At 71.6% G+C, this 15,439-nt stretch carries 15 protein-coding genes; 12 read left to right on the top strand and 3 right to left on the bottom strand.

The window, feature by feature from the left end:
- Positions 1-26: 26 nt before the first annotated feature.
- The 4 genes from sigJ to ABD817_RS14835 all read left to right on the top strand — a co-directional run bounded on the left by sigJ (position 27) and on the right by ABD817_RS14835 (position 3,716).
- A complete protein-coding gene (gene sigJ, locus ABD817_RS14820) occupies positions 27-920 on the top strand; it encodes an RNA polymerase sigma factor SigJ (protein ID WP_344918463.1) in 894 nt (297 codons plus the stop codon).
- Positions 917-1,381, top strand: coding sequence for a carboxymuconolactone decarboxylase family protein (locus ABD817_RS14825; RefSeq protein ID WP_344918464.1), 465 nt, complete (start codon positions 917-919; stop codon positions 1,379-1,381). The genes sigJ and ABD817_RS14825 overlap by 4 nt, the downstream gene beginning before the upstream one ends.
- 681 nt (positions 1,382-2,062) lie before the next feature.
- Positions 2,063-2,704 (top strand): TetR/AcrR family transcriptional regulator, encoded by a 642-nt coding sequence (locus tag ABD817_RS14830; protein ID WP_344918465.1) that lies wholly within the window; start codon positions 2,063-2,065, stop codon positions 2,702-2,704.
- A 196-nt stretch (positions 2,705-2,900) separates the two neighbouring features.
- Positions 2,901-3,716, top strand: a complete 816-nt coding sequence (locus ABD817_RS14835; protein ID WP_344918466.1) for an SDR family oxidoreductase — start codon at positions 2,901-2,903, stop codon at positions 3,714-3,716.
- Between the two features lie 131 nt (positions 3,717-3,847).
- On the opposite strand, the gene ABD817_RS14840 is transcribed toward ABD817_RS14835, so the two are convergent.
- Positions 3,848-4,108: a hypothetical protein gene (locus tag ABD817_RS14840; protein WP_344918467.1), complete on the bottom strand. Its 261-nt coding sequence runs from the start codon at positions 4,106-4,108 to the stop codon at positions 3,848-3,850.
- A gap of 208 nt (positions 4,109-4,316) precedes the next feature.
- A complete protein-coding gene (locus ABD817_RS14845) occupies positions 4,317-4,994 on the bottom strand; it encodes a GntR family transcriptional regulator (protein WP_344918468.1) in 678 nt (225 codons plus the stop codon).
- Between the two features lie 139 nt (positions 4,995-5,133).
- Here ABD817_RS14845 and ABD817_RS14850 point away from each other — a divergent pair, with 139 nt between their 5' ends.
- The 8 genes from ABD817_RS14850 to ABD817_RS14885 are packed head-to-tail and all read left to right on the top strand — an operon-like array spanning position 5,134 to position 12,446.
- On the top strand, positions 5,134-5,937 hold the full coding sequence (locus ABD817_RS14850) for an FAD binding domain-containing protein (protein WP_344918469.1): 804 nt from the start codon (positions 5,134-5,136) through the stop codon (positions 5,935-5,937).
- A gap of 42 nt (positions 5,938-5,979) precedes the next feature.
- Complete coding sequence (locus tag ABD817_RS14855) at positions 5,980-6,498, top strand: (2Fe-2S)-binding protein (RefSeq protein ID WP_344918470.1); 519 nt, start codon at positions 5,980-5,982, stop codon at positions 6,496-6,498.
- Positions 6,495-7,880: a xanthine dehydrogenase family protein molybdopterin-binding subunit gene (locus ABD817_RS14860; protein WP_344918471.1), complete on the top strand. Its 1,386-nt coding sequence runs from the start codon at positions 6,495-6,497 to the stop codon at positions 7,878-7,880. The genes ABD817_RS14855 and ABD817_RS14860 overlap by 4 nt, the downstream gene beginning before the upstream one ends.
- Before the next feature lie 3 nt (positions 7,881-7,883).
- Positions 7,884-8,936, top strand: a complete 1,053-nt coding sequence (locus ABD817_RS14865; RefSeq protein ID WP_344918472.1) for a xanthine dehydrogenase family protein molybdopterin-binding subunit — start codon at positions 7,884-7,886, stop codon at positions 8,934-8,936.
- Between the two features lie 40 nt (positions 8,937-8,976).
- The gene (locus tag ABD817_RS14870) at positions 8,977-9,279 is read left to right on the top strand and encodes an EthD family reductase (RefSeq protein ID WP_344918473.1); all 303 of its coding nucleotides are present in this window, start codon (positions 8,977-8,979) and stop codon (positions 9,277-9,279) included.
- Positions 9,280-9,317: 38 nt separating this feature from the next.
- Complete coding sequence (locus ABD817_RS14875) at positions 9,318-10,187, top strand: AAA family ATPase (protein ID WP_344918474.1); 870 nt, start codon at positions 9,318-9,320, stop codon at positions 10,185-10,187.
- Complete coding sequence (locus ABD817_RS14880; protein ID WP_344918475.1) at positions 10,180-11,535, top strand: vWA domain-containing protein; 1,356 nt, start codon at positions 10,180-10,182, stop codon at positions 11,533-11,535. Before ABD817_RS14875 ends, ABD817_RS14880 begins: the two co-directional genes overlap by 8 nt.
- Positions 11,532-12,446, top strand: a complete 915-nt coding sequence (locus ABD817_RS14885) for an amidohydrolase family protein (protein ID WP_344918476.1) — start codon at positions 11,532-11,534, stop codon at positions 12,444-12,446. Before ABD817_RS14880 ends, ABD817_RS14885 begins: the two co-directional genes overlap by 4 nt.
- A gap of 126 nt (positions 12,447-12,572) precedes the next feature.
- Here ABD817_RS14885 and ABD817_RS14890 read toward each other — a convergent pair whose 3' ends face one another.
- Positions 12,573-15,398, bottom strand: a complete 2,826-nt coding sequence (locus ABD817_RS14890; protein ID WP_344918477.1) for a vitamin B12-dependent ribonucleotide reductase — start codon at positions 15,396-15,398, stop codon at positions 12,573-12,575.
- Positions 15,399-15,439 lie beyond the last annotated feature (41 nt).

Below are 15,439 nucleotides of genomic sequence, written 5' to 3' on the forward strand. Positions count from 1 at the left end.
TTCGGGCGGTGTCACAAACTGGGGACATGTCTCGTCCTCCTTACGTGAACGGTGACGAAGCTCTCGCGGCGGAGTTCGCGGCCATCCGGCCACGGCTGGTCGGCGTGGCCTACGGCCTGCTCGGCAGCGTCGACGAGGCCGAGGACGTGGTGCAGGATGCCTGGTTCCGGCTGGGCAGGGCGGAGCGTTCGGAGATCGGGGACGTCACGGGCTGGCTGGTGGTCACAGTATCGAGACTCGCGCTGGACGTACTGCGTTCGGCGCGCGTGCGGCGTGAGGAGTACGTCGGGCCGTGGCTGCCGGAGCCGGTGGTGGGCGGGGGCGACCCCGCCGACAGGGTAACCCTGGACGAGTCGATGAGCATGGCGATGCTGGTGGTGCTGGAGTCGCTCAGCCCCGCCGAACGCACCTCCTTCGTGCTGCACGACGTGTTCGGGCTGCCGTTCGGGGAGGTGGCGCGCGCGGTCGGGCGCTCGGCCGCCGCGTGCCGGCAGCTCGCCGCCCGCGCCCGCGGGCACGTCGCGGCACGGGCGCCCCGCTTCGAGGTCGACGAGGCCGAGCACCGCAGGGTGGTCGAGGCGTTCGCGCGGGTCATCCGGGGCGGGAACGGCGACGGCGACATCGGCGCGCTGACGGCGCTGCTCGATCCGGACGTGGTGCTGCGCAGCGACGGCGGCGGGGTGGTGGTGGCGGCCAGGCGGCCGATCCACGGCTCCGCGCGGGTGGCCCGCTTCCTGCTCGGCATCGCGAGGAAGATCGGCGCCGCGGACCGGCTCACGGTGACCACGGTCAACGGCCGGGCCGGGCTGCTGCGCACGCCGGAGGGCGGGCTCGCCGTCTACGGGCTGACCGTCTCCGAGGGCCGGATCACCGGGATCGACATCATGAGGAACCCGGAGAAACTAAGGAGTGTCCGATGAAAGAGCGGATGAGCATCGGCGAACTCGCCCCCGAGGCCTACCGGGCCATGCTGAGGCTGGAGAAATATCTGACCGACAGCGGGCTGCCGCACACCACGAAGGAGCTGGTCAAGCTGCGGGTCAGCCAGATCAACGGCTGCGCCTTCTGCGTCGACATGCACTCCCACGACGCCAAGGCGGCCGGGGAGAGCGACGAGCGGCTGTTCTCGGTGGTGGCCTGGCGGGAGACGCCCTTCTTCAGCGACGCCGAGCGGGCGGCCCTCGCCCTGGCCGAGGAGGCCACCCGGCTCAGCGACCGCGGTGAGACGGTGCCGGACGAGGTCTGGGAGGAGGCCTCCAGGCACTACGAGCCCGAGGTGCTGGCCGCGCTGGTCGTGGCCATCTCGACGATCAACGCGTGGAACCGGATCGCCGTCACCACCCGTATGGTTCCGGGGACCCTGCGTAGTCAAAGCGGTTGATCGGGAGGGGCGGGGCGGACTAGGTTTGGCTCGCACGGGCGACCGTGCGAGCCGGACGCGCGAGCGGCCGGCGGACCGGCGTCACAGGACGCGGAGCACGGCGAGCCCGGGAAGGGGGCGGATCATGCGGCGACGCACCCGGATCACCCGGCGGCGGATCCCGCGTCGCCCCGGCCGCACCCAGGGCCCGGATCCGCGATCCCCCTCAGGGCACCCACTCCCCTGTTGACCTGGTCTTTACGGCAGTCTTATGTGGCGCTCTGTAAATATTTCTTATAACGGAACCATCACGCCGGGGGGCTCAATGAAGAGACTTGTGGTCGTGCCACCATATGTCGCACGGCTCAAGATCAGGGACATTCGTTCCGCGACACGCCGAGGCGTGACCGGTGACGCCAAAGTCATCGACCTCAGTGCCCACACGGGTCGCAACGTCCTGCGTTTTCCACGGACGAGCGGCCCCACCTCCGCCGCCTGACCCCTCGTCCGGCCTCCTCGCGAAAGACCCGCCACGGCGGGTCTTTCTCGGTTCCGCCGTCGTTCCTGTCTCGGGTTCCCGCGAATCCTTCACCGGGACGGCCCAAACCACGGAACACCCGACCCACAGGCGACCCGGACTCCCCTCGCGCCGGAGCCTCCCGCCAGAATGGAATGCTATGTTCCGGTCGTTATATTGGCGGCATGGAGACAGCCACTCCGGGACCGATGAACGGCCGCAGGGCCCAGGCCGCCCGTAACGACCAGGTGATCCTGGAGGCCGCCCGCGCGGTCTTCGTCGCCGACCCCGGCGCCCCGATCTCCGCGGTGGCCGAGCGGGCCGGGGTGGGCATCAGCGCGCTCTACCGCCGCTACGCGGGCAAGGAGGACCTGCTCCGCAGGCTCTGCTCGGACGGCCTGGACCGCTACATCGCCGAGGCCGAGGCGGCCCTCACCGGCGAGGACGACCCGTGGGACGCCTTCGCCGGGTTCGTCCGCCGCGTCGTGGAGACCGACAACCACTCCCTGGTGATCAACCTGGCCGGGACCTTCGCCCCCGGCGAGGACCTCCACCGCGCGTCCGCCCACGCGAACGAGCTCACCATACGGATCTTCGAGCGGGCCAGGGACGCGGGAGTGCTCCGCCCCGGCCTGGCCGTCGCCGACGTGGCGATGGTCTTCGAGCAGATCGCCTGCCTCCGGCTCGGCGACGAGGCCAGGACCGCCGAGATCAGGGACCGCTACCTGACCCTGGTCCTGGACGGCCTGCGCCTGCCCTCGGCGGATCCGCTGCCCGGCCCGCCGCCCAGCGTCGAGGAGGTCAACCGGCGCTGGCGATTCGAATGAGCGAATGAGCGCGTAGCCGGGGCGGAGCCCGACCGGCGGCCGGGCACGCCGTCGGCCTCCGGCGGCGGCCACGGGTCCTTCGCGATCCCTCCACGGGAGAGCCCCGCCTCCTTCCGGGCTCCTGAACTTCCGGGCCTCCGGACGGGGAATCGCGGCGATCGGCCGCGAGTGGGCTCCTTTTCGGCAAAATCAGATCATGACCATCGAAATGGACACAGGTCGCGGCCGGGAGTCGCTGGCGGGGCGCGTCGCGGTGGTGACCGGGGTGAGCAGGCGGGCCGGGATCGGCTTCGCGATCGCCCGCGAGCTGCTCGCCGAGGGGGCGAGCGTGCTGGCGCACTCGTGGACGCCGCACGACGCCGACCAGCCGTGGGGCGCCGACCCCGCCGGGATGGCGGGGATCCTTGAGGAACTCGGCGGTGTGGGCGAGCGCCTGCGGCACGTGGAGGCCGACTTCACCGACCCGGAGACCCCGGCGTCGGTGATCGAGCTGGCGGCGCGGTCCTTCGGGCACGTCGACGTGGTGGTCGCCAACCACACCCGCAGCGCCCTGGGAACGCTCGACGAGATCACCGCGGCCGAACTCGACCTCTCCTGGGCGGTGAACGCCCGCGGGAGCGTGCTGCTGGCACAAGCCTTCGCCGCTCAGCACGACGACCGGCGGCCCGGCGGGCGGGTGATCATGTTCACCTCGGGGCAGCATCTCGCCCCGATGAGCCAGGAGTTGCCGTACGCCATCAGCAAGGGCGCGATCCACCAGATGACGCTCAGCCTCGCCGACGCCCTCGCCGACCGGGGAATCACCGTGAACACCGTCAACCCGGGACCGGTCGACACCGGCTGGGCCGACCCCGACCTCACCCGCAGGGTGGGCCGCGCCCTGCCCGCGGGGCGGTGGGGGAAACCGGAGGAGGTCGCCCGGCTGGTCCGCTGGCTCGCCTCCGACGACGGCGCCTGGATCACCGGCCAGGTGATCAACTCCGAGGGCGGGTTCCGGCGCTGGGCGATGTGACGACCGGAGGACGAGCCACCCCGAGGCGACCCCGAGGCGACCCCGGGACGACCCGGACGACCCCCTGAAGAGGGCCTCGGGACGCCCCGAACGGCGGCTGCCCGGAGGCGGCCTCCGGGCAGCCGCGGTCGTCACTCCTTGTCGGGGTTCTCCGGCGTCTGCGACAGCGCGCTGGCCGCCGCGGACTTCTCCGTGTCGCCCTGCTCGGGGTCCGAGAGCGTCCTGGAGGAGGCAGACGCCGCCTCGGAGCCGGTCTCCCCCTGGCTCTCCGGGGCCTGCGACAGCGCGCTGGCGGCGGCGGACTTCTCCTCCTCGGTCGCGTTGGGGTCGGCCAGCGTCTTGGCCGCGGCCGACGCCGCCTCGGAACCGGTCTGTCCGGAGTTGCTCGTCACGATCTCACCTTTCCTCGAACCGTATCCGCGTCCCTCGCATCCCGGGCCGGGCCGTGGGGTCGCGCACGACCCCGCCGCCCGTGCCTCGGCGGGTGCCGGTTCCTCGTGAGGAGCGGTCCCCGCCGTTCCGGCCGGTGATGACGACAGTCCGGCCCGGCTACCCCGGTCGCCGGGTTCCAACCGCGAAAACCCCGGATCGCGCGGCGATTCAGCCGGCGGCGGTGTCGCGGATCCGGCCGTGGGCGTCGTGCGGCAGGTCGGCGTAGTGCCACTGGTGGTCGCGGGCGTGCTTGCAGGCCGTCTCCAGGTCGCCGCGCTCGATCACCGCCAGCAGCTCGGCGTGGTCGCGGGCGATGTCGTGGAGGTTCACGCCGGTCGCGAGCATGGTGACCGAGGTGCGCGCCTCGATCTGCAACCCCTCCCAGGAGAGCCTGAGCAGCTCGTTGTGGGCCGCCTCGACGATGCGCCGGTGGAAGGACACGCTCGCTCGCATGGACGCCTCACCGTCGCCCTCGACGGCCGCGGCCCGCATCGCCGCCACGTCCGATCCGAGCGCCTCGACCGGGACGGTCCCGGCGAGCAGGGCCAGGCGGATGGCCGTCTCCTCCAGCGCGGCCCGCACGACGTAGCTCTCCCGGAGCGTCTCGTGGACGAAGGGGCGCACGAAGGTGCCCCTGCGCGGCTGGGTCTCCACCAGCCGCATGACCTCCAGCTCGCGCAGCGCCTCGCGGACGGGGGCCTGGCTCGTGCCGTACGTCGCGGCGAGACGCGTCTCCACCAGCCGCTCACCGGGCCTGAACTGGCCGGAGACGATCCGGCTGACCAGCGAGTCGCGGATCTGCCGCGACAGCGTCAGCCGCGGCAGCATGGGGGGCTCCTCGGTCATGGAGCGCATCCTACCGAGTGTCGATTCTCGCTCATCGATCTTCCCTTGACTCCCTCTTGACTCCGAGACGACGCTCAGCCTACGGTGCCGATAATCAATTATCGATAGTTAACCCGCTTGTAACGCAGGGGGTTCGGCCATGATGATCCAGGCGGTCCACGTCCCCGAGTCCGCGGAGGCCGTGGCGGCCCACTCGGCGAGGGGCGGCTGGATCATGGGCGGTGGCACCGTCGTGATGCCGCTGGTGAACAGCGGGGCCGCGGCCGGGAGCGAACTGATCAGCCTGCGCAGGGCCGGGCTGGCGGGGATCGAGGTCCGCGGCGGCGTGGCCAGGATCGGCGCGGCGGCTCCCCTGTCGTCCGTCGAGGAGCATCCCGGGCTCGGCTTCCTGCGTCCGGCGCTGCGCACGATCGCCTCCCCGACGATCCGCAACCTGGCGACCGTGGGCGGCAACCTGTTCGTCGCGCAGCCGTACGGCGATCTGGCGGTCTGCCTGCTCGCCCTCGACGCGCTGTGTGAGATCGCGGGCCCCGGCGGGCGGCGTGACGCCCCGGTGGCCGACGTGCTCGCCTCGGGGGTCGCCGGGGGCGAGTTCGTCACGGCGGTGGTGGTGAGACTGCCGGAACCGGGAACCTGGTACTACCACAAGGCCATGCGCCGCAGGCTGAACTCGGCGTCCATCGTGACCGTCGCCTCCGTGACGCGCGTCGAGGACGGCGTGGTGACCTCGACCAGGATCGCCCTCGGCGGCGTCGCCCCGCGCCCGGTGCGCGCGGTGTCGGCCGAGCGGCTGCTGCGGGACCGCCCGCTGAGCGCCGAGGTCCTGACCGAGGCCGGAGAGGCCGCCCGCGCCGACACGGCCCCCTTCGACGACGCCTACGCCAGCGCGTGGTACCGGGCGCGCGTCCTGCCCGTGCACCTGCGCCGGGCCTTCACCTCCTAGCCGCCCCCGTATACGCGCCCATCCCCCAGAAAGGGCCGGACAATGCCGTCACAGATCGTCTCGCTCGTCGTCAACGGCGAACCCCGGGAGTTCATCGCCAGGCCCGGCACCACGCTCCTGGCGGCCCTGCGCGACACGCTGGGGCTCACGGCCGCCAAGCGCGGCTGCTCGCAGGGGAGCTGCGGCACCTGCACCGTACTGGTCGACGACCGGCCCGTGACGGCGTGCCTGGTCGCCGTGGAGACGGTCTCGGACTGCTCGGTCCGCACGCTGGAGGGGGTGGCAGCCGGCGGGGACCTCGACGAGGTGCAGAGCGCCTTCGTCGACAACTTCGCCACCCAGTGCGGGTTCTGCACGGCGGGCATGATCATGGTCGCCGAGGCCCTGCTGGACCGCGACCCCGACCCGAGCCGGGAGGACGTGGCCGAGGCGATCTCGGGCAACGTCTGCCGGTGCACCGGCTACCAGCCCATCATGATCGCCATCCTGGACGCGGCCAGACGCAGGCGCGAGGAGAGCGCGAAGCCGGGACGGCCCGTGGAAGGGACGGTGGCGCGATGACCTACCGGCTCGCCCCCATCGACAAGGGCTCCTTCGCCGCCGAGCGCGAGGACGACTTCACCGTCATCGGCTCGGTCGTCCAGCGCTCCGACGCGCTGGGGCACGTCACCGGCAGGACCGAGTTCTTCGAGGACGTCGCCCCGAGGGGAATGCTGCACCTGAAGATGCACCGTTCGGCCCGCCACCACGCCAGGATCACCGGCGTCGACCTGACCGACGCCCTCGCCGTGCCCGGCGTCGTCCGGATCCTCACCCACGCCGACATCCCGAACAACCTCTACACCCCGCTCAAGCTGATCGGCGTCGGACCGGACGACGAGCCGATCCTGGCCGTGGACAAGGTCCGCTACCTCGGCGAGCCGATCTGCGCGGTGGTCGCCGAGTCCGAGGCGGCGGCCCTGGAGGGCGCGGCCAGGATCAGGGTCGGCTACGAGGACCTGCCCGCCGTCTTCGACGTCGAGGAGGCCCTGGCGGAGGGGGCGCCGCTGGTCAACGAGTACCACGGCCGCAACTTCTTCACCTACGAGGGGCACCACTGCCGGCGGATCCGGTTCGGCGACGTGGAGCGGGCGTTCGGGGAGGCCGACCACGTCTTCGAGTGGCGCTACGAGTCCGCGCCGATCGAGCAGGCCCCCACCGAGACCACCGGATGCGTGGTGATCCCGCAGGCCGACGGCCGGTTGCGGATCCACTCCGACACCCAGGCGTGCTTCTTCACCCTCGACAACACCGCGCTGATCCTGGAAACCCCGTTCAACAAGCTGCGTGTCGTCGGCGGGACGGTCGGCGGAGGCTTCGGCGGCAAGGTCGACGTCGTCGTCGAGCCGGTCGCGTGCGTGGCCGCCATGATGACCGACCGCCCGGTCAAGTTCGTCTACGGCAGGTACGAGGAGATGCAGGTCTCCTCGCCGCGCGCGGCCGAGCGCATCTACATCAGGGACGCCGTGATGGACGACGGCCGGATCGTCGGCCGCAAGGTCACGCTGTACGTCGACTCCGGCGCCTACGCCCGGCACACCCCGTACGGCACCACCAAGGCCGCCGCCCACCTGCCGGGACCGTACTCGATCCCGAACGTGTGGGCCGACTGCCACTGCGTGTTCACCAACCGCACGCCCTCCAGCGCGATGCGCGGGTTCGGCGTGACCATCGGCGACTTCGCGCTGGAGTCGCAGATGGACCGGATCGCGAGGGCGCTGTCCATGGACCCGCTGCGACTGCGTCTCCTCAACGCCTACCGCGACGGGGACCTCAAGGCCCACCGCAAGGTCGCCGAGGGCACCGCCCTGGTCGAAGTGATCCAGAAGGCCGCTGAGATGTCCGGGCACGAGCTGCCCGAGGCGTACCGCCGGATGTCCTCGACGACACGAGAGGGGTTGTAGGAGATGGCCAGGCTGCGCGGGCGCGGGTACGCCTCGGTGAACTACCCGACCGGCATGAACCTCGGCGGCGACCCCTCGCAGGCGCTGATCCACGCCACGACCACCGGCACCTTCGTGATCACGCTGTCCTCGGTGGACCTCGGCCAGGGCATCAAGACGATCGCCGCGCAGTGCGCGGCCGAGACACTCGGCCTGCCGATCGAGAACGTCCTGGTCAACACCGCCGACACCGACACCGGGCCGCACTGCATGGGCACCTTCGCCAGCCGGGGCACCCACCGCGTCGGCAACGCCGTCATCATGGCGGCGGCCGAGGCGCGCGCCGTGATGCTGGAGGTCGCCGCCGAGGAGCTGGAGGTCGACGCCGGGGACCTGGAGACCGACGGCACCGGCGTCGTCAAGCTCAAGGGTTCGGAGCAGCCGAGCATCCACATCACCGACCTCGCCCTCGCCGCGCACTTCAAGCACGGCCGGACGATCTCCGGGCGCGGCATCTTCCTCAAGGAGCCGAGCGTGCCGGTGCCCGAGACGGGAGAGATGGACCCCGACTCGTGCCAGGCGCACGCGTGCACGGTCGCCGTCGTCGAGGTGGACGACGAGACCGGGACGGTCGAGGTGCTGGAGTTGTACAACGCCTACGAGATCGGCCGGGCGCTCAACCCGGCCATGGCGACCCAGCAGGTCGAGGGCGGGGCGTGGATGGGCATGTCGCACGCCCTGTTCGAGACCACCGAGCCCTACTATCCCCGGCGCGACCACGGGCCCCGCGACTTCGCCGACTATCTCATGCCGGGACCGGCCGACATCCCCGTACAGCACAGCCTGTTCCTGGAACGCCCGGCGGGCAACGGCCCCTACGGCGCGAAGGGCATCGGCGAGATGACCGCCAACGCGCCGATCCCGGCCATCGCCAACGCCATCTTCGACGCCTGCGGCGTACGCGTCACCGCGATGCCCTTCACCCCCGAACGCGTCCTGCGCGGGCTGGACGCCCTGCGTGAGGACACCCTGTACGAGGACGCCCCGCCCGGGGTGCCCTCGCGCGGGGACGCCTGAACACCCAGCACACCCACCTGATCCGAAGGAACCGGCAACCATGCTGAAAGTCGTCTCACTGCTCAAGCGCGCGGAGAACATGTCCCACGAGGAGTTCGCGAAGTGGGTCGTGGAGGACCACGTCGAGTTCGCCAAAAGGCTTCCCGGGCTGCGCAAGTACACGGTGAGCGTCAGCAACGGCGAGGACGCGCCGTTCGACTCGGTGAACGAACTCTACTTCGACGACGAGGACGCCCGCGTCGCCGCGTTCGGCTCCGAGCACGGCAAGGCCGCCGCGGCCGACGCCGCCGCGCACACCACCCAGCGGATCCACCTGCTCACGACCGAGCACGCCCAGCTGTGACACCCGGCGGGCCCTTCCCACCGGCCGGTGGGGCCTCCGTGGCGGCCTGTCCCCTGGACGAGCGCGCGCTCGCCTCGGCCCTCGAACGGGAGGGGTACTTCGCCGACGAGGGACTCCGCACGGCCGTCCACCTGGCGCTGCGGCTGGGCCGGCCGCTGCTGCTGGAGGGGGAACCGGGCGTCGGGAAGACCGAGGTCGCCTCGGTGCTCTCGCGCGTCGTCGGCCGCGAGCTCATCCGGCTCCAGTGCTTCGAGGGGCTGGACGCCGGACAGGCGCTGTACGAGTGGGACTATCCCAAGCAGCTCCTGTGGGTCCGGGTGGCCGAGAGCCGGGGCCAGGAGGTCGGCGACCTCTACCGCGAGGAGTTCCTGCTGCGGCGGCCGCTGTTCCGCGCCCTGGAGGCCGATCGCGGCGCGGTCCTGCTGATCGACGAGATCGACCGCGCCGACAGCGAGTTCGAGGCGTTCCTGCTGGAGTTCCTGGGCGACTTCCAGATCACGGTCCCGGAGCTGGGCACCATCGGGGCGCGCACGCCGCCGATCGTGGTGCTCACCTCCAACCGGACCCGCGAGCTGCACGACGCGCTCAAACGGCGATGCCTCTACCACTGGATCGCCTTCCCCGAGGTCGACCGCGAGCGGGCGATCCTGCGCGCGGCCGTACCCGGCCTGGAGGAGCGGGCCGCGGAGGGGCTGGTGCGCGCCGTCCAGCGGGTACGCGGGCTGCCGCTGCTCAAACGGCCCGGCATCGCCGAGTCGGTGGAGTGGGCGAGGGGCGCGACGGCCCTGGCCGAGGGCGGCAGCCCGTGGCCCGTGGCGCTGCGCCGCGCCCTCGGCCTGCTCATCAAGGACGAGGAGGACACCCGGCTGGTCGCCGGGCACGCGGAGGAGCTGTTCCGCGATGTCTGAACCCACCGGGGGCGCGGAGAGGTCGCCGGACGCCTCCCACCACGCGGAGGAACCACCGGACGCCTCCCAACCGGCCACCTTCGCGAAGGAGCCGCCGGGCGATCCCGAACCCGCCACCGACCCCCGACCGGCCGTCCTCGCCGCCGGTCACCTGTGGGGGTTCCTCACCGCGTTGCGCGCCGAGGGCGTGACCACCGCGCTGCCGAAACAGGCCGACCTGCTGCGGGTCGTCGGCGCGTCGCCGCCGCGCGACCTGACCACCCTGTACTGGTACGCCCGGATCACCCTGCTGCACGACATCGGCGAGCTCGCCGCGTTCGACCGGGTCTTCACCGCGTGGTTCCGGCGGGGCGGCCTTCCGGACGCCGTACCCCCGCCCCCCGCCGGGGAGAGCGACGTCCCCTCCCCCCAGGGGCCGGGCGAGGACGATCCGGCCCCGCGAGAGGTGCTGCCCGGCGACGGCGTCGAGGCCAGCACGCTCAGCACGTACGGCAGGCGGGACTTCGACACGGACGGCGACCGGTGGCGCTCGGTCACCCGCGCCCTGGAGGCCGCCTGGCCCGCCGTACTGCCCTCGGCCCCGTCCAGGCGGCGGCGCCCGGCGCGGTCCGGAGACCGGCTGGACGTGCGGCGCGTCTGGCGGCGGGCGCACCGCCACGACGGGGAGATCGTCGAACTGCGCCACCGCGCCCGGCCGCCGCGCCCGCGCCGCCTGCTCATCCTGGTCGACGTCTCCGGCTCGCTGCGGCGGCACACCCCCGGCCTGCTCCGCCTGGCGCACACGGCGCTGCGCGCGGCACCGGCCCGCACCGAGGTCTTCACCTTCGGCACCCGGCTCACCAGGATCACCTCCGCGCTGTCGCATCCCCACCCGGGGCGGGCGCTGCGGGCGGTGTCCGAGCTGGTGACGGACGCCGACGGCGGCACCGCGATCGGGGCGGCACTGCACGAGTTCCTGGGCGTCCCGCGGTTCGTGGCGCTCGCGAGGGGCGCGCTGGTGATCGTGATCTCCGACGGGCTCGAACGCGGCGACTGCGTCCCCATGGTCCGCGCGACCGCCCGCCTGTCCCGGCTCGGCCACCGGCTCGTCTGGTGGTCGCCGCTGGCGTGCTCCCCCACCTACCGGCCGGTCACGCGCGCCATGGCCGCCCAGCTCCCCCACCTCGACCACCTCGGCGGCGTGCGCGACCTGGCCACCGGCCTCGCGGAGGTCCGCCGCCTCCCGGCGGTCCTGTCCGGCCCCCGGCGCGCGGCGGCGAGGCGCCCGCACCCTCCACTCCCCACGGGAACGGACAAGCCCCTCCCCCGCACCGAAGCCGGGGATCTCCACGCCGGAGGCATTCGATGACCGACACCACCGCCCGTCCGGCCCCCACCGGGATCGTCGACGCGCACCACCACATCTGGCGCGCCGCCGACCTGCCCTGGCTCCAGGGAGAGATGGTCCCGCGCATCTTCGGCCCCTACGAACCGATCCGCCGCGACTACCCGGTGTCGGAGTACGTCGAGGAGGCCACCGCCTGCGGCATCACCTCCGCGGTCTACGTCCAGGCCAACTGGCCGCTCGACCGTTCCCTGGACGAGGTGCGCTGGCTGCGCGAGACGCACGCCGAGACCGGCTGGCCCACGGCCGTGGTCGGCTCCGCGGACCTCTTCGACGAGGGCGCGGCGGAGGTGATGCGCCGCCAGGCCGCGCTCACCCCGCTCATGAGGGGCACCCGGCTGCAGCTGCACTGGCACGAACGGCCGGAGTTCCGGTTCGCCTCCGCCCCCGACCGCATGAAGGACCCGGTCTTCCGCCGCAACATCGCCTCGCTCGCCGACCTCGGCTGGCTGTTCGAACTCCAGGTGTTCGCCGGACAGATGGCCGACGCCGCGAGCTTCGTCGACGACTTCCCCGACGTCACGTTCGTGCTGGTCCACGCGGGGATGCTCGACGGATCCGAGGCGCGCCGGGTCGCGGAGTGGAAACGCGGCCTGAGACTGCTGGCCGAGCGGCCCAACGTCGTGGTGAAGCTCACCGGCCAGGGCACGTTCGTGCACCGCGTGGACCGCGCGCTGATCGAGACGGTCGCGGACACCTGCCTGGAGGCCTTCGGCTCCCACCGCTGCATGTGGGGGAGCAACTTCCCGATCGAGAAGATCTGGACCGACCTGCCCACGCTGGTCTCCACCTGGCGGGAGGTCCTCTCCCGCCGGTCCGCCCAGGTCGCCCAGAACGTGTTCGCCGCGACCGCCCGCCGGGTCTACCGCCTGTGAGAGCCCGGGAGAAGACGCCCCCTCCCTCGCCTTCGCGGGAGCGGGAAGGGAGGCCCGGCCAGAAGGCCGGACCTCCTCGCGAACCCGGCATCGGCGAAGCCTCAGCCGAGACGTCGACTTCGGGGATCAGCTGCAGCCGCTGGTGGAGCCGCAGCCCTCGCAGACGTAGCAGCTACCGGCGGGGCGCATCTTGGTGCCGCAGGTCATGCAGAGCGGCGCGTCGGCGGTGCGGCCCTGGTGGGACTCCAGGGAGCCGCCCCGCCGCGGAGCCTCCACGGGTGCCGCCTCGGGGCGGGGCTGCGGCTCCTCGATGGGAGCCGAGGTGGCGAGTTCGGCGATGACCTCGTCGGCGGTGTGGATCGGGGCCGGGTCCTCACCGCGCTGCTGGGCGGCGCGCTCGGAGGCGGAGAAGATCCCGAGGGCGGCGCGGTCGTCGTAGGGCAGGTGGTCCAGGGCGAGGCGGCGGAAGATGTAGTCCATCACCGAGGCGGCGATGCGGACGTCCGGGTCGTCGGTCATACCGGCCGGGTCGAAGCGCATGTTGACGAACTTGCCGACGTACGTCTCCAGCGGCACCCCGTACTGCAGGCCGATGGAGATGGCCACCGAGAACGCGTCCATGACGCCCGCGAGGGTCGAGCCCTGCTTGGACATCTTCAGGAAGACCTCGCCGAGGCCGTCGTCGGGGTAGGAGGAGGCGGTCATGTAGCCCTTGGCGCCGCCCACGGTGAAGCGGGTGGTGGTGCTGGGGCGCTGGTTCGGCATCCGGCGCCGGGTCGGGCGGCTGATCTCCACGACCTGGATCGCCGGCTCGGCGGGGGCCTCCTTCTCCTCGGTCTTCTTGCCCGAGGCCGAGAGGGGCTGGCCGACCTTGCAGTTGTCGCGGTAGACGGCCAGGGCCTTCAGGCCGAGCTTCCAGCCCTCCATGTAGACCTGCTCGATGTCCTCGATCGTCGCGGACTCGGGAAGGTTGACCGTCTTGGAGATGGCCCCGGACAGGAACGGCTGGGCCGCGGCCATCATGCGGACGTGACCCATGGGAGCGATCGCGCGCTCGCCCATCGCGCAGTCGAACACCTCGTAGTGCTCGCGCCGCAGGCCGGGGGCGTCGACGACGTGGCCGTGCTCGGCGATGAACTCGACGATCGCCTCGACCTGCTCCTCCTGGTAGCCGAGCCGCCGCAGCGCGCGGGGAATCGTCTGGTTGACGATCTGCATGGAACCGCCGCCGACGAGCTTCTTGAACTTGACCAGGGCGAGGTCGGGCTCGATGCCGGTGGTGTCGCAGTCCATCATCAGGCCGATGGTGCCGGTCGGGGCGAGGAGCGAGGCCTGGGCGTTGCGGTAGCCGTTCTTGTCACCGAGCCGCAGGCACTCGTTCCACTGCCGGGAGGCCTCGCGGTGGATGGCCCCGTCGATCTCGTCAAACGTGCGCAGGGCCTCGTTCGCGTCGTTGTGCTTGCGCATGACCCGCTTGTGCGCGTCGGCGTTGCGGGCGTAGCCGTCGTACGGGCCCACGACCGCGGCGAGCTCGGCGCTGCGGCGGTAGGAGACGCCGGTCATCAGCGAGGTGATGGCCCCGGCGACCGCCCGGCCGCCGTCGGAGTCGTAGGCGTGGCCGGTGGCCATGAGCAGCGCGCCGAGGTTGGCGTAGCCGATGCCCAGCTGGCGGTAGGCGCGGGTGGTCTGGTCGATCTTCTCGGTCGGGAAGTCGGCGAAGGTGATGGAGACGTCCATCGCGGTGATGACCAGCTCGGTGATCTTCACGAAGTTCGCGATGTCGAAGGTGTCGTCGTCCTTCAGGAACTTCAGCAGGTTGATGCTCGCCAGGTTGCACGAGGAGTTGTCCAGGTGCAGGTACTCCGAGCAGGGGTTGCTGGCGGTGATGCGGCCCGTCTCCGGGCTGGTGTGCCAGTCGTTGATCGTGTCGTCGTACTGGACACCGGGGTCGGCGCACTCCCACGCGGCCTTGCCCATCTTGCGGAACAGCTCCCTGGCGTCGATCTTCTCGATGACCTCGCCGGTGAGGCGGGCGCGCAGGCCGAACTCCTCGCCGTTCTCCACCGCGCGCATGAACTCGTCGGAGACGCGCACGGAGTTGTTGGCGTTCTGGTACTGGACGGAGACGATGTCCTTGCCGCCCAGGTCCATGTCGAACCCGGCGTCGCGGAGGGCGCGGATCTTGTCCTCCTCGCGCGCCTTGGTCTCGACGAACTCCTCGATGTCGGGGTGATCGACGTCGAGGACGACCATCTTGGCGGCGCGGCGGGTGGCGCCCCCGGACTTGATGGTGCCCGCGGAGGCGTCGGCGCCGCGCATGAAGGAGACCGGGCCGCTGGCGGTGCCGCCGCTGGAGAGCAGCTCCTTGGAGGAACGGATCCTGGAGAGGTTGACGCCGGAGCCGGAGCCCCCCTTGAAGATCACACCCTCTTCCTTGTACCAGTCGAGGATCGACTCCATCTGGTCGTCGACGGCCAGGATGAAGCAGGCGCTGACCTGCTGCGGCGACGCGGTGCCGACGTTGAACCAGACGGGCGAGTTGAAGCTGAAGACCTGGTTGACCAGGGCGTGCTTGAGCTCGTGGTCGAAGATCTCGGCGTCCTCGTCGGTGGCGAAGTAACCGTGCTCGACCGCCGTGCGCGTGTAGACGCCCACCACCCGGTCGACCAGCTGCCTGAGGCTCCACTCGCGCTGCGGGGTGCCGACCGCGCCGCGGAAGTACTTGGTGGTCACGATGTTGGCGGCGTTGACCGACCACGAGCGGGGGAACTCGACACCGCGCTGCTCGAAGTTGACCGAGCCGTCGCGCCAGTTGGTCATGACGACGTCACGGCGCTCCCAGACCAGCTCGTCATAGGGGTGCACACCTGGCGTGGTGAAGACGCGCTTCATCTTCAGGCCCCTACGTGGCCTCTTGCTCCCACGTGTCACCGCGCCGACAGTCTCCGTCATGACTTCCCCCTTCTGGAGCTCCGCAGAGCCCTCGAATCGGA

Origin of the sequence: Streptosporangium oxazolinicum, assembly GCF_039537505.1 — a bacterium.
Classification (GTDB): domain Bacteria; phylum Actinomycetota; class Actinomycetes; order Streptosporangiales; family Streptosporangiaceae; genus Streptosporangium; species Streptosporangium oxazolinicum.

Coding starts and splice junctions, on each gene's coding strand:
- ABD817_RS14825 (WP_344918464.1), top strand. CDS start 917: ATGAAAGAGCGGATGAGCATCGGCGAACTCGCCCCCGAGGCCTACCGG.
- ABD817_RS14880 (WP_344918475.1), top strand. CDS start 10,180: ATGTCTGAACCCACCGGGGGCGCGGAGAGGTCGCCGGACGCCTCCCAC.
- ABD817_RS14870 (WP_344918473.1), top strand. CDS start 8,977: ATGCTGAAAGTCGTCTCACTGCTCAAGCGCGCGGAGAACATGTCCCAC.
- ABD817_RS14845 (WP_344918468.1), bottom strand. CDS start 4,994: ATGACCGAGGAGCCCCCCATGCTGCCGCGGCTGACGCTGTCGCGGCAG.
- ABD817_RS14865 (WP_344918472.1), top strand. CDS start 7,884: ATGGCCAGGCTGCGCGGGCGCGGGTACGCCTCGGTGAACTACCCGACC.
- ABD817_RS14850 (WP_344918469.1), top strand. CDS start 5,134: ATGATGATCCAGGCGGTCCACGTCCCCGAGTCCGCGGAGGCCGTGGCG.
- ABD817_RS14890 (WP_344918477.1), bottom strand. CDS start 15,398: ATGACGGAGACTGTCGGCGCGGTGACACGTGGGAGCAAGAGGCCACGT.
- ABD817_RS14835 (WP_344918466.1), top strand. CDS start 2,901: ATGACCATCGAAATGGACACAGGTCGCGGCCGGGAGTCGCTGGCGGGG.
- ABD817_RS14885 (WP_344918476.1), top strand. CDS start 11,532: ATGACCGACACCACCGCCCGTCCGGCCCCCACCGGGATCGTCGACGCG.
- ABD817_RS14860 (WP_344918471.1), top strand. CDS start 6,495: ATGACCTACCGGCTCGCCCCCATCGACAAGGGCTCCTTCGCCGCCGAG.
- sigJ (WP_344918463.1), top strand. CDS start 27: ATGTCTCGTCCTCCTTACGTGAACGGTGACGAAGCTCTCGCGGCGGAG.
- ABD817_RS14855 (WP_344918470.1), top strand. CDS start 5,980: ATGCCGTCACAGATCGTCTCGCTCGTCGTCAACGGCGAACCCCGGGAG.
- ABD817_RS14830 (WP_344918465.1), top strand. CDS start 2,063: ATGGAGACAGCCACTCCGGGACCGATGAACGGCCGCAGGGCCCAGGCC.